The organism is Vibrio sp. Y10_XG_PY6 (assembly GCF_024181795.1).
GTDB classification, from domain to species: domain Bacteria; phylum Pseudomonadota; class Gammaproteobacteria; order Enterobacterales; family Vibrionaceae; genus Vibrio; species Vibrio diabolicus.
The window spans coordinates 588,448-601,868 of record NZ_JAMZAQ010000001.1; the positions used below are offsets into that span (position 1 = coordinate 588,448).

The window sequence follows — 13,421 nt, forward strand, 5'->3', positions numbered from 1 at the left end:
TAAAGATACGACGAATTGGGGGTGTGGTATCAGGAGCTAAGTTCTGCTTGGGGGTTAGGTTATGAACAATTTTCTATATTTCCTGCTCGCTAAATCAGTATGGTGAAAAAAGGGGAGGCGAAAAAGAGAGTAGATTTCTTCGCTTTATTCCTGATAAAACCGAATTGGTGGGGTTTTCCTACAATATAAGCACGAAATGTTAGTAAAAGGGGAACAAAGTGTTTGGAAGTTTTCTTATTTTATTGCCGCCAAGTTCAGTAAAATACGCCTATTGAATGGCCTCCTAGAGTTAAGGTGCGTGCGGTGTCTGATCTCAACTTATTTCGTTATTACCAACGCTTGCTCTCTTTTGGTGTTGGTAATGAAGCAAAAACCACGCTGCAAGAAATCGCCGATTTGTTGTTTACTTCGCCTCGTCATGCGCGCAGTTTGCTGGCGCAGATGCAAGAGATAGCGTGGTTAAGTTGGCGACCAAAACCGGGACGGAACCAGCGTTCAACATTGTTGTTAAACGTTGAACTCAGCGCGCTAAAAGAAAGCCTTGCACTAGAGCGAATCAAGCTTGGTAAGTACGAGAAAGCGCTGTCGATTCTGGATGAAGATGAAGCTGCATTTGGGCGACTCCTCAAAACAACGTCGGGCGCATCGGTAAAAGAGGGGCGGCTCAATATTCAGCTGACCTACAAACGCATGTTCGAGCGTGTGGTTCCGCATCAACTGCAGCGAAGTAGTGAACGTTTTTTGCTTCGCCAAATTTATTGTTGTTTGGTTTCGAGCGATTACAACGGGCAGGTGCAGCCAGAGCTGGCTCATCATTGGCGTTATGATGACAGCTTGTACGAATGGACATTTTATCTTCGTCCGGGGCTGACTTTTCATAATGGCAACCCAATCGATGCCGACACGGTGGTGAGTTTGTTCGCCAAATTAAGCTCTTTGGAATACTACGAAAAAGAGCTGGCGCATGTTGCCAACATTACGGCACTTAATCCATTGAAGGTTGTTTTTAAGCTTAACCGACCTGACTTGGGTTTTGCTGGACTTATTTCTGGCGTGAAATATGGCATTCAGCCCGTGAGTCAGGTGAACGTTGCTAACAACAAGTTGGTGGTGGGGAGTGGTCCATTTTCCGTCGTTGAGCACAGTGAAAACCGTTTGAAACTGCAAGCGTTTGATGGCTATTACGCGTGTCGAGTATTAACGGATTTTGTGACGATATGGATCGTCAACGATGAACAGATGGAAAATCCATCGCTTGCCGCAAACACATTGCAACCAGAACCTGATTCTGCTGATGACATGTGCAGCCACTATATGTCGACGCCAAACAGTGAAGTATCACCAGCGAGTAAACGCAGTCGAACGGAAGACGGTTGTTTGTTCGCACTGTTTAACCATCATGCAAAGCACGCTTTGTCTCAGGCCCAGCGCCGATACATCAGTGAATTGATTCAACCTGAACTGCTAGCTGACGTGATGCGTAATGAAAACATTATATTTGGGAGCATACCTGCTTATAACTTATTGCCTAACTGGAAGCCAGTGTTGCGCCCCTTTGGAGATGCGGTCAAGTTGCCAAAGCTGATCACCATCGCAGGGTACAATTACACGGCGCTACGCCGGTGCGCACGAGCGATTTCTTCGCGTTTAGAGCGTGCGGGCAGCCGAGTGGAGATCGTTATGTACTCCTACCGTGAACTGAGCGAGAAAGCCAAAAACGGCACGCTAGATGAGACTCTGGTTGTCACCAATATCAACTTGGACGATAACCGTCATGCGTCTGCGTTTAGCAACTTCTTTAGCAATGCCGTGCTTTACCACACCTTGGGGGGGCAAAATGCGGCGTGGTTGGATGCTCAAATGGAAAATGTCCGTGCATTCTCACCGCTTGAAGATTACCTGAGCGCGTTAGAGCCGATTGCGTCCACTTTGATTAGCGAGTATTGGATTGCACCGATGTTCCACCATACTCAGACGCTACGTTTTCAAGGGGTCTTGGAAGATGTCGCACTCACAAACTGGGGATGGCCAGACATACGATCCGTTTGGTCTGCGGACTGATCAAAACCGCCTGAATGGCGGTTTTTTGTGTCTGCAATTTGGTGAAAGCCAGTGACGTTTTTATTTTTTCTAGCCAACAAGTGTGATGCTTATCTACGTTTGAGCGCGAGTGATCAAGAAACGGTCCGAAATGAACTTTGAAATTAATCACGAATTATATCGAGTCAATAGGTCTAATGTGATCTGATTTAAATAATGTAACTTTAAGAATATTTTCGAGAAGGTGATTGTATTCAAAATTCGTCTATTGACTTGTTGCTCAAATAAAATTTGTAGATTTTTTACGTGTGGGATTTTTGAGCTCTGTCCATTTAAACAAATTGACAGGCTTTAAAGTGTGACTCGAAGCGCAAAAGTAGCTCGGTTGCGCGGTTGGGACTCTGTTATTGATAATTAACCCATCAGATGACGAACTGTTGATAGGGTTAAATATGTTGTACGAGTTAATCGACCACGAACTAGTAGATGTAATTAATGATCGCGCTTACCAATGGCAAGATGCGGTTAAAAAGACCACTCAATACCTAGAAAATAAAGGTTACGTCTCCCAGCATTATGCTGATGCAATCATCCGTTCAACGGAAGAAAACGGTCCTTACTATGTGTTATGCCCTGGATTGGCAATGCCTCATGCCCGACCTGAAACTGGTGTTTTAAAAACAGGCTTAGGCATCCATATTTTCCCGTCACCTGTTGATTTTGGATCGGATCTCGGTCCGGCCAATATTCTTATTACCTTAGCTGCGAAAGACTCTGATACCCACATTGAGGTGATTCAAGCGTTGAGCGAGATGTTTGTGGATGAAGAGAACATTGCAAAACTGGCACAAGCCTCTTCCAAAGAACAAGTGCTAGACATAATAAAAGCATACTAAAAGGAACATAACGTGAAAGCAAACATGCGAGCTAATGTGCAAGCCTTCGGAGGTCATTTGACCGCCATGGTGCTGCCAAATATCGGAGCCTTTATCGCTTGGGGCTTTATTACTGCACTCTTTATTCCCACGGGTTGGATGCCAAACGAAGCCTTTGGCGAACTCGTGGGGCCAATGATCACTTACTTGCTGCCACTTTTGATTGGTTACACCGGTGGTCAGATTGTTGGTGAAAAACGCGGCGCGGTAGCGGGGGCTATCGGTACGATGGGCGTGATTGTCGGGGCTGATATACCGATGTTTGTTGGCGCAATGATCATGGGTCCACTGAGCGCTTGGATTGTGGTGCAAGTGGATAAACGTATTCAACACCGCATACCTTCTGGTTTTGAGATGGTCGTGAACAACTTCTCACTAGGTATTGTGGGCATGATTCTGTGTCTGTTCGCCTACGAGATTGTTGGTCCTGCGGTAACAGCGGCAAACTTGTTTGTGAAATCAGGCATCGAAGCCTTGGTGGCAACGGGATTCCTTCCTCTGCTTGCGATTATCAACGAACCTGCGAAAGTGCTGTTCCTAAACAATGCTATCGACCAAGGCATTTATTACCCACTAGGCCTGCAAGCGGCCGCAGAAACGGGCAAGTCCATCTTCTTTATGGTGGCGTCTAACCCAGGCCCTGGTCTTGGTATGCTGCTGGCCTACGCGAAGTTTGGTCAGGGTTTGTCTAAACGTTCTGCGCCAAGTGCCATCATCATTCACTTCTTTGGTGGTATTCATGAGTTGTATTTCCCATACGTACTCATGAAACCAATCATGATTGTGGCAATGATTGCTGGTGCGGCGACAGGCATCGCAACCTTCAACCTATTCGATGCCGGTTTGGTCGCGGGTCCAAGTCCAGGCTCTATCTTCTCTTACCTTGCTCTTACTCCGAAAGGTAGCTTCATCGCGACCATCGCAGGTGTGACAAGTGCAACGATTGTCTCTTTCTTGGTAGCAAGTGCGATTCTGAAGGTGAGCAAATCAGAAGAAAAAGAAAGCGAGTTTGAGAAGTCAGTTTCTGACATGAAAGAGATGAAAGCAGAAGGCGCAGTTAAGCCAGTTGCAGCTGCGACGACGCAAGAGCCGAGCAAGACAATTTCATTTGTCGCATTCGCATGTGATGCGGGTATGGGCTCTAGTGCAATGGGCGCTTCGACCTTCAAACGCAAGCTAGTACAAGCTGGGATAGAGATTGAAGTGAAGAACTTTGCCATCGAGAAAGTCCCGAGTGAAGCCGATATCGTCGTGACACATGAGAGCTTAGAAAGCCGCGCAGTCAACGCGACAGGTTTACCAGTCGTAACGATCAAGAACTTCCTCAACGACCCAGCGCTTGACGAGCTGATGGATAAGATTAAGCAACAAACGGTCGCGACTGAGCAACCAGCCTAACAATGCAGTTTGGGGCGGCAGGTATCGCCCCAATTAGGAGAGAAATCATGGTACAAACAACGGCAGCGGTTATCTGTGGTGAGAAAAACGTTCAATTAAGAACCTTTGATTTACCAAACATTTCAGCCGACGAACTTCTGGTTAAAAACATTTCAAACAGCATTTGTCTATCCACTTACAAAGCAGCATTGTTAGGTAGCAAACACAAACGCGTTCCTGAAAACATTGACGAAGTGCCAGTAATGACAGGTCATGAATATGCAGGTGTGATTGTTGAAGTCGGTGAGAATCTAAAAGATCAATTCAAAGCTGGTGACTACTTTGTTTTGCAACCTGCCATGGGCTTGCCAACAGGCTACTCGGCGGGCTACAGCTATGAGACATTTGGCGGTAACGCGACGTATTCCATTATTCCTAAAATCGCTATCGACCTAGGCTGCGTGCTGCCTTACCACGGCGATTACTTTGCTGATGCGTCGCTGGCTGAGCCAATGTCTTGCATTATCGGTGCGTACCATGCGAGCTACCACACCACGCAATACGTGTACGAGCACGATATGGGCATTAAAGAAGGTGGTGCGTTAGCGCTTTTGGCGTGTGCTGGCCCAATGGGGATTGGTGCAATTGACTACGCGATTAACGGCCCTGTAAAGCCAAAACTGATCGTGGTGACGGACATCGACGCTGCGCGTTTAGACCGAGCTGAAAGCCTCATTCCGGTTGCAAAAGCTAAAGAGCAGGGCGTAGAACTGCACTACGTGAATACCGCTCAAATAGACGATCCGGTCGCGTATCTCAAAGCACTCAACGGTGGCAAAGGCTACGACGATGTAATGGTCTACGCGGCGGTTGCTCAAGTGCTAGAACAAGCCGATGAGCTACTTGGCAATGATGGCTGCCTCAACTTCTTTGCTGGCCCAACGGATAAGAATTTTAAAGTGCCGTTTAACTTCTACAACGTGCATTACGAATCAACCCATATTGTAGGGACGTCCGGTGGTTCAAAGGGTGACATGGTGGAATCTATTGAGCTTTCCTCGCAAGGCAAGATCAATCCATCGTTCATGATCACACATGTTGGTGGTTTACAAGCTGCGCCACATACGATTCTGAATCAGTTGGATATTCCGGGCGGTAAGAAGTTGATTTACCCACATATTGACCTGCCATTGACGGCGATTGATGACTTTTTATCGTTGGCAGACCAAGACCCGTTCTTTGCGGAACTCGATGCGATTTTGTGCGCGAACAACTATGTGTGGAACGCACATGCAGAAAAAGCGTTACTTGAGTTTTATGACGTGAGCTTAACGGTTTAGTTGCAACGAACATGTGTGGTAGCCTTTGCGCTGCCACACAATGGAGAGGTCATAATACGTTGTCACGTGAAGATGAATTACTGGAGAAACTGGACGAGTGCGAAAATGCCACTGCGTTTCTTCAGGTTTCTAACAAAATAATTAACCTCAAGTTAAAAGCACTGCTTCCGAAAGTGTTCGTTCAAGACGACCTTGTGAAGGAGTATGCTGTGGATCCTTTATTGAAAGAAGATGGTCCGTTAGCAACAACCGATGTGGTATCGAAGCTGATGTTTGCGATGGGGAAAATCTCTTTGGAAACTTACGCCGATATCGGGTTGTACGATCAGGTGTTGGAGTATGTGGTTAGCCAACCGGAGAAAGTCGAATTCGCGGATGACGTGATTTATGACTTCATCAAAAACCAAGCGGTACTCTCTTCTCAGCAAGACAGCTTTTATCTTGAGTCGATCAATCAGCTTAAGTTCTCTTCGTTTGAGTCCTTTTCGCAAATGAGATACGAATCTCTCATCAAAACAGTGTTGAAGCTGTCGTGTGAAATGTTGATAGAAAGAATCGAAGGGGAGATCAATCAATAAGGGTGCACCATGAAAGTGAATTTAAACGTCAGTGGCTTCGAAACCGAAGCAACCTTTCCCGATGCCGACGTAAAACGAATCCATCAGCCTCTTATCGAAAAATTTACTCGCCTCTACCATGAGAAGCAGGAACGCATAGTGGTGTTCTTGTGTGCCCCTCCGGGCAGCGGTAAGTCGACACTCGCTGCGTTCTGGGAATACCTGTCGGAACAAGATGAAAGCCAAGAGCCTTTACAAGTGCTGCCGTTTGATGGTTTCCATTATCCAAATGAGATCCTCGACAACAATACGATTGAACGAGATGGCGAGCTCGTGTCTCTGCGCAGTATTAAGGGGGCCTATCAAACATTTAATCTGACGGAGCTTATCGACAAGCTCAAACAGCTCAAAGTGAAAGATCCGAAATGGCCTTACTACGACCGCAATTTGCATGATCCAGTCGACGACGCCATTTTGGTAAATCGGAATGTGGTTGTCGTTGAGGGGAATTGGTTACTGCTTAATGAACCGGTGTGGAATGAACTGCATCGTTTGGCCGATTTTACCGTCTTTGTAGATACACAGCCTGAGTTTCTACAAGAGCGTTTAGTCAATCGTAAGATTCGTGGTGGTACAGAGCCAGAAGCTGCATTGGAGTTTTATTTCAACTCAGATGCCGTAAATGTAGATAAGGTTTTAAATCACTCAATTCCAGCGGATCTCACGCTGTTTCTCAATCAAAACGGTTCGTTCGAAATTCGATAATTCGTCCACAATTTAGGAGGTCACCATGGATATCGTCGTTGATAGCCACACCCATACTATTGCCAGTGGACATGCCTATAGCACCATTTTAGAGAACGCATTGGCAGCCAAGAATAAGGGGCTAAAACTTCTTTGTACCACCGATCATGCTCCCGAAATGCCAGGAGCCCCTCACTACTGGCATTTCAATAATCAAAGAATTTTGCCCCGCTTTTTACACGATGTAGGTATTCTCCGTGGTGTCGAAGCCAACACGCTGAATGTGAAAGGGGAGATAGACTTACCATCGTCTTCTGACCAACATCTTGACTGGGTGATTGCGAGTTTCCATGAACCCGTATTCAAGCCCGCAACCGAAGCTGAGCATACTGCCGCTCTGATAAATGCGATTAAAAGCGGCAGGGTGGATGTTCTCGGTCACTTAGGTAACCCAAATTACCCATTCGATATGGAACAGGTGCTGCGCTGTGCTAAAGAGAACAATGTTGCGGTTGAAGTTAACAATACATCTTTGACAGGCAAAAGCCGTAAGGGCAGTGATTCTCGTTGTGATCGCATTGTCGAGCTGGGCAAAGAGATTGGCGTTTACTTCAGTACCGGATCTGATGCGCACTTCTGTGAAGAGATCTCTAAGTTAGATTTGGCGATTGCTTTGCTGGAAAAACACGGTGTGGAAAAAGAGAAGATACTCACTACGTCGACGAGCCGATTCTTGAACTTCTTATTGCTGAGAGGTAAGGCGAGGATTCCAGAGTTTAAGGATTTTTACTAAGTAAAATCCCAAACACATTAAACGAAGTATTTTCTTATACAGCCCTAAAACCCGCCAAGCTGCGGGTTTTATTCGTTTTGGGGAGGCGTAGAACAGACAACGCGACTGTCATATAAAGCGTGAAAAGAGGAATCAATGAAAAAGGGAACGAAGGCCATAATTCGAGAATATTATAGGCCGAGCGGGAATTTTATTGCTCTTAATCAGTCATAAGGTTATGAGCCGCTTTTTGTGTTCCGCTGTTCAATAACGAGCGATAACAGGCGAACAAGTAGGGACTGAGCTTCAGGAGACAGCAAGCGTGCAACGGCCATTAGATCATCTGCTGTTACGTGTTGAACGTCTCTTATATCCAATGCGATGTCGAGATCGGTCAAATGCAGAGAGCGCAGTATGGAGCGATATTGGGAAAGTTTCAGGTCGGATTCTCCACGCTCTATCCGTTGATACGTTTTCACGCTCATCCCTGCGATGTTTGCCATTTGTTCACGGGAGAGGCCACTCGCTTTCCTTCTCGCAATCAGTGCTTCAATAATAGGATCGACCTGCATGTGCTCTCCTGAAAGGACAGTTTTGACCTAAATAAAGCAAGAAGTGGACCAGTTTAACCATCTCATATTTACCTGTTTTGCAATCAGTATAAGAATAGCTATCTAATAAAAATGTACATATTTTAGTCAGTTATAAACTCAATGGAAAAGTATCAATCATACAAATCAATCGAGACAAAATCCTCAATTCGCAAAATGCAACGCATTTTAGATCAATTATTTAGCGAGCTTAATGAGCAGCATCGTGTCACTAAAGAAAATGTTGTCGCTCTGACTCGACAGTCTCAACAGAGGTTGATGAACTACAAAGAGCTTTATCTTCATAAAGAATCGATAGGTGAGGTAGAGTTGCAGATTGCGTATGAAAATATGAGTGTGACTGAGAAGCAGGTCGCGGATATGGGCGTTTCAGCATTAACTTATATCATCGGAGCGTTAGATAAAGCGTATTAATAGAATGGGCAAGCTAGCTTAGATTTAGACAGTTTGGATAACACCAAAAAGAAAAGATGCAAATGCTGGGGAACCACACCCAGCATTCGGACACTCATTTACCTATAGTTTCGAACCGTAAATCAGTGTTTAGAGGTATGTGAACCGAACAGTGTCGGTACGCAGCGAATAATAGCGATATTGTCCGATCTAGGCTACGCCCCTGGAATCTAACACCTTTACTTGAACTGTAAATTAATTTGTACACCCATCCAAAATTGAGCGGTTGAGCACGTTCTTACTCTCATTAGGCGATAAAAGACTGATTAGTGATGAAAATAACAACACATCTTAGGTGAATGAGGAGAGTTGTTAAAATATATCGCTATAAGATTGACCTTTTGCTTTTCAATCGTCCTGCTTATGCCTTACAATCTTTTCGAACCAAATCCATTCACAACGAATGGGGTTGATGAATTAAGATGAACAATTTTGCTTCGAACCCAAAGTTGTGCGCATTTCATCAACGATGACATCGCCCAAAACGACTCTCAAGTGTTCATGTGCAATTGATTTAACCACCTTTTGCTGCATGTTTTCTTAGCCATATAGGGTTCTTGTAACCAAATTTTGGTTGAGTAGAGCGTTTTGTTGGGTGTGCTTTGGATGTAGCACAACTGGCGAGAAATAAACGGATTGAATTTAGAGGTATTAACCGTGAACCTAAAACTTGTCGGCAGCTCCCTGATCGTTGCAGGTACTGCTCTTGGCGCTGGTATGCTTGCTATACCAATGGTGCTTGCTCAATTTGGCCTCCTCTGGGGCACTCTTCTTATGTTATTCATCTGGGCTGGGACGACTTACGCTGCGCTGCTCCTTCTTGAGGCCAGTTGCAAAGTAGGCGGCGGCGTGAGCATGAATGCAATTGCTCGCGAAACGCTAGGTAAAGGTGGCCAGTTGGTAACCAACAGCTTGCTTTACGCCCTGTTAGTTTGTCTATTGATGGCTTATATCATTGGTGCGGGTGATCTCGTACAAAAAGTAACAGCCTCAATTGGGCTGCCAACATCTACGATCGCAAGCCAAGTCGGTTTTACTCTTTTAGTCGGTATCATTGTTTCGGCAGGTACAGGGGTTGTAGATAAGCTTAATCGCGGTTTGTTCCTTGGCATGATCGTGGCGCTGATTCTGACACTTTTTGCGCTTGCACCAAGCGTCTCGTTTGAGGGACTTGATGAAGTCGTGAGTGACGATAAGATGGCGCTAATTAAGACAAGCTCGGTGCTTTTCACCAGTTTCGGTTTTATGGTCGTGATCCCATCGCTTGTAACTTACAACAAAGAAGCGAGCAAAACACAACTGCGTAATATGATTATCGTGGGTTCAACTATTCCGCTTGTTTGTTACTTATTATGGTTGTTAGCAGTTGTCGGTAACCTACCACCTCATGAGCTTGTTCAATACTCCAACGTAACGGAGTTGATCTCGGTATTAGGTCAGCAATACGAGGGTTTGGAGTTTATCCTATCCATGTTCACTGGGTTAGCACTGTTAACATCGTTCTTAGGTGTGGCAATGGCGCTATACGATCAAAATGCAGACCTACTGAAAGCAAGCAAGCCGGTGATTTTTGTTACCACGTTTGTGCTACCACTACTAGGTGCTGTATTTGCGCCAGAACACTTCTTGGCTATTCTTAGCTACGCGGGGATTATTCTTGTGTTTCTCGCGGTCTTTGTTCCATTATCAATGACAATGAAAGTGCGTCGAGTACCAGTAGAAGATGACAATATTTATGAAGCTGGTGGCGGCGTAATGGGAATGAGCATGATCTTCCTGTTCGGCTGTTTCTTGCTGTTTGCCCAAGCAGTATAAAATCACGCTAGCTTATTTGAAAACTGAGCCGCCCGTTGTGTATAACGGGCGGCTTTTTTGTGTTTATAACCCAAACACAGAAGACTTAAAAAGTTATCAATATCAGTGATACTTTACCTTTCTCTGATAATCACGATAAGCTTTGACCTTGTAGTAAAACTCCTTGGCGAAAGACTGACATGTGCAGTGATTCACCTACCTATTATGTTGCTATTGATATTAATAAGAGGCTCTGTTGTGTCAAAGCAATTATCTTTTGCCATGGTTGGCGTTATATTGTCTTTAGGTGTGTTTAGTACAGAAGTGATGGCTGACCCGAAACATAGGCATGGTCATCGATATGATCACCATCATGAGCATCACCATCATCATAAACGCAAGCACAAGCATAAACATAAGCATAAGTATAAACATCGTGACGTTATTTATGTGGAGTCTCGACGACCAAGACGCAGTTACTACTACCACGACCGAATTCCTCGTAATAGTACCTACATAAAGATTGGAGATTTCACCTATTTAAAAGTGGATGATCGTTTCTATCGTCGCTCCAATGACCGCTATATCCATGTTGAATTCAACTAGAGTGGGAAAGGCAGCATAGCAAGCGTGATAACAGTTTTGAGCCGAGTGGCAACAACACTAAAAACTAGGCGTTCTAAGTCTAGATACCACTGCGATAGAGGTCTAAAAACAAAAACAGCGAGCATTGGCTCGCTGTTTTTGTTTAGGTGAAGACTAGACTGTAAATCGGTTTAATATTTGATCTTGTTTATGTACATCTTCTTGCTGTGCCTGCATAGCATCGTTAGTTCGATTTGCAGATTCGGCGACTTGAGTCGATAGGTCTTTAATATTCACCGTATTGTTGTTGATCTCTTCCGCAACTAAGCTTTGTTCTTCCGCCGCTGAGGCGATTTGTAAGTTCATATCAGAAATACGCTGAATCGCATCACGAATACGTTGTAGCGCGTTGTTTGCCAAGTCTGCTTTTTCTACGGCTTCTACAGCGCTACCCTTGCTTTGATGCATAGCATTTGCCACAGATGATGCGCCAGATTGCAACTGCTCAATCATAGTACGAATTTCTGTTGTTGATTCTTGAGTTCGTTGCGCCAGTGTACGAACTTCATCAGCAACGACGGCGAAGCCTCGGCCAGATTCTCCCGCACGTGCAGCCTCAATCGCGGCATTCAACGCGAGTAAGTTCGTTTGGTCCGCAATATCGTTGATGACTTTTAGAATCGTTTCGATGTTGGCGGTTGCCGATTCAAGCACTTGCACTTCTTCGACAGCAAGGTCAATGCTATCGGAAAGCATGTTGATCGTTTGTGTCGATTCACCGACCACAGAAGAGCCCTCAACCGTTGCTTGATCAGCTTCTTTGGCTGCACTTGCTGCGCCTTGCGCATTATTGGCAACTTCAGTCGCGGTAACAGACATCTCGTGCATCGCGGTGGCTAATTGTTCTAGCTCTTGTAGCTGAGTTTGAATAGCACCAGCCGAATCTTTTGCACCCTCAGCGGTGATTTGAGTGCCATTCAAAATTTGATCAGAAATACTCTTCGACTCAATAATTTGCTGTTGCAAGTTTTCCATGAACGTATTGAAGTTTGTAGCAAGCTCTGAGAATTCTTGGTCAGTATCAGTTTCAAGGCGCTGTGTAAGATCGCCTTTCCCTGACGCAACATCTTTAATCGCGTTGTTTAAAGTGTCCAGCGGACGCATGAGCGTGCGAATGAGTAGAGTCAGTGCAATAACAGAAGCGATCACGGCAATGATTGAATAAATAATAGCGCTGTTGCGAAGCTCTCCTACGGCAGAGTAGGCGATAGCTTCATCAATAACTGAACCCACGTACCAGTTCTCGCCAGGGATGTGAGTCAAGTTAATCATATAACGATCGCCATCGATCTCAATGTGTTGCGTTGATTGTGTAAGATCAACCTGTGGCAGGTAGCTACCAACTTTTTCACCGTTGTACTTACTTTGAGGGTGGGCAATGGTTGTCCCATCAGCGGTGACCAAAAATAAGTAACCAGCGTCAAACAGATTAACTTGGTTGACGAGGTCAGAAAGGGTAGTTAGTTCGAGGTCATAAAACATACCAGCTAAGAACTGGCCGTTTTCTTTTACAGGTGTACCAACAGAGATGATAACGTTTTTTGAAGACGCATCGACGTATGGGTCTGTTACGACCAAATCGCCTTTGTTTTTAGCTGCGATGAACCAAGGACGTTGACGCGGATCGTAGTCTGGTCCTGCTTCCCAGCCGTCGTCATTTTCAATCACGAAGCCATTGCTTTCATAACCAAAGCCAATCGCAAGAAAGCTGGCTTTTGGTGTTGGTCGCTCAAGAATGTTCTGAACGTAGTTGTGTGAACTTGGATTAAGTTCGATAACTTCAGTAATAGAACGAGCGAGATCCTTTTTAGCATTCATTTCTGATTGCACGGTATTGCCAACACTGGTCAATATCTCGTTCACACTCGAGTCAATGTGCTCCTGCGTTTGGGAGCGGATCGTCATAACTTGTTGCGTCGACAGTAGTGACACGGTAATTAGCAGCAAAAATGACGAGGCTGTGACAACCTTATGTCTAAATTTCATGAGCTTTCCTCTGATTCTCCCGGTTGGCTTCACTATGCTTTCACCTCTTTTTGAACGGGCGAATTCGGCATCAAGAGAAACCTATTGTGTTTGGTTATCTTTTTTATCGACATCTTTGTCAAAAACATGAGTCTATTTGTTATCTTTTTTAACCAAATTTAAACAAA

The 13,421-nt window shown here is 45.0% G+C and carries 12 protein-coding genes; 10 read left to right on the top strand and 2 right to left on the bottom strand.

The window, feature by feature from the left end:
- Positions 1 to 303: 303 nt before the first annotated feature.
- From NL644_RS02620 to NL644_RS02650, 7 genes are all read left to right on the top strand, one after another.
- Positions 304 to 2,061, top strand: coding sequence for an SgrR family transcriptional regulator (locus NL644_RS02620; protein ID WP_114322870.1), 1,758 nt, complete (start codon positions 304 to 306; stop codon positions 2,059 to 2,061).
- Positions 2,062 to 2,492: 431 nt separating this feature from the next.
- A complete protein-coding gene (locus NL644_RS02625) occupies positions 2,493 to 2,936 on the top strand; it encodes a PTS sugar transporter subunit IIA (RefSeq protein ID WP_005391226.1) in 444 nt (147 codons plus the stop codon).
- Positions 2,937 to 2,948: 12 nt separating this feature from the next.
- The gene (locus NL644_RS02630) at positions 2,949 to 4,373 is read left to right on the top strand and encodes a PTS mannitol transporter subunit IICB (protein WP_114322871.1); all 1,425 of its coding nucleotides are present in this window, start codon (positions 2,949 to 2,951) and stop codon (positions 4,371 to 4,373) included.
- Positions 4,374 to 4,420: 47 nt separating this feature from the next.
- Positions 4,421 to 5,692 (top strand): zinc-binding dehydrogenase, encoded by a 1,272-nt coding sequence (locus NL644_RS02635; RefSeq protein ID WP_053316257.1) that lies wholly within the window; start codon positions 4,421 to 4,423, stop codon positions 5,690 to 5,692.
- A gap of 59 nt (positions 5,693 to 5,751) precedes the next feature.
- The gene (locus NL644_RS02640) at positions 5,752 to 6,270 is read left to right on the top strand and encodes an MltR family transcriptional regulator (protein WP_031780192.1); all 519 of its coding nucleotides are present in this window, start codon (positions 5,752 to 5,754) and stop codon (positions 6,268 to 6,270) included.
- 9 nt (positions 6,271 to 6,279) lie between these two features.
- Complete coding sequence (locus NL644_RS02645) at positions 6,280 to 7,014, top strand: nucleoside/nucleotide kinase family protein (RefSeq protein ID WP_114322872.1); 735 nt, start codon at positions 6,280 to 6,282, stop codon at positions 7,012 to 7,014.
- Positions 7,015 to 7,039: 25 nt separating this feature from the next.
- Positions 7,040 to 7,786, top strand: a complete 747-nt coding sequence (locus NL644_RS02650) for a phosphatase (RefSeq protein WP_114322873.1) — start codon at positions 7,040 to 7,042, stop codon at positions 7,784 to 7,786.
- A gap of 215 nt (positions 7,787 to 8,001) precedes the next feature.
- Here NL644_RS02650 and NL644_RS02655 read toward each other — a convergent pair whose 3' ends face one another.
- Positions 8,002 to 8,337 (bottom strand): helix-turn-helix domain-containing protein, encoded by a 336-nt coding sequence (locus NL644_RS02655; RefSeq protein WP_005391220.1) that lies wholly within the window; start codon positions 8,335 to 8,337, stop codon positions 8,002 to 8,004.
- Positions 8,338 to 8,478: 141 nt separating this feature from the next.
- On the opposite strand from NL644_RS02655, the gene NL644_RS02660 reads away from it, so the two are divergent.
- The 3 genes from NL644_RS02660 (at position 8,479) to NL644_RS02670 (ending at position 11,229) form a co-directional block, all read left to right on the top strand.
- Positions 8,479 to 8,790 carry a hypothetical protein gene (locus tag NL644_RS02660; RefSeq protein WP_006742087.1) on the top strand — a complete coding sequence of 104 codons (312 nt, stop codon included), beginning with the start codon at positions 8,479 to 8,481 and terminating at the stop codon, positions 8,788 to 8,790.
- Between the two features lie 696 nt (positions 8,791 to 9,486).
- Positions 9,487 to 10,644 (top strand): amino acid permease, encoded by a 1,158-nt coding sequence (locus NL644_RS02665; protein WP_005391218.1) that lies wholly within the window; start codon positions 9,487 to 9,489, stop codon positions 10,642 to 10,644.
- Between the two features lie 237 nt (positions 10,645 to 10,881).
- Positions 10,882 to 11,229 (top strand): hypothetical protein, encoded by a 348-nt coding sequence (locus NL644_RS02670; RefSeq protein WP_074189907.1) that lies wholly within the window; start codon positions 10,882 to 10,884, stop codon positions 11,227 to 11,229.
- Between the two features lie 153 nt (positions 11,230 to 11,382).
- Here the strand turns inward: NL644_RS02670 and NL644_RS02675 are convergent, their stop codons facing one another.
- A complete protein-coding gene (locus NL644_RS02675) occupies positions 11,383 to 13,254 on the bottom strand; it encodes a methyl-accepting chemotaxis protein (protein ID WP_046873719.1) in 1,872 nt (623 codons plus the stop codon).
- Positions 13,255 to 13,421: the final 167 nt, after the last annotated feature.

What these genes read in the sequence shown, in the direction of transcription:
- NL644_RS02675 (WP_046873719.1), bottom strand. Translation starts at nt 13,254, where the DNA reads ATGAAATTTAGACATAAGGTTGTCACAGCCTCGTCATTTTTGCTGCTA.
- NL644_RS02655 (WP_005391220.1), bottom strand. Translation starts at nt 8,337, where the DNA reads ATGCAGGTCGATCCTATTATTGAAGCACTGATTGCGAGAAGGAAAGCG.
- NL644_RS02635 (WP_053316257.1), top strand. Translation starts at nt 4,421, where the DNA reads ATGGTACAAACAACGGCAGCGGTTATCTGTGGTGAGAAAAACGTTCAA.
- NL644_RS02625 (WP_005391226.1), top strand. Translation starts at nt 2,493, where the DNA reads ATGTTGTACGAGTTAATCGACCACGAACTAGTAGATGTAATTAATGAT.
- NL644_RS02645 (WP_114322872.1), top strand. Translation starts at nt 6,280, where the DNA reads ATGAAAGTGAATTTAAACGTCAGTGGCTTCGAAACCGAAGCAACCTTT.
- NL644_RS02660 (WP_006742087.1), top strand. Translation starts at nt 8,479, where the DNA reads ATGGAAAAGTATCAATCATACAAATCAATCGAGACAAAATCCTCAATT.
- NL644_RS02650 (WP_114322873.1), top strand. Translation starts at nt 7,040, where the DNA reads ATGGATATCGTCGTTGATAGCCACACCCATACTATTGCCAGTGGACAT.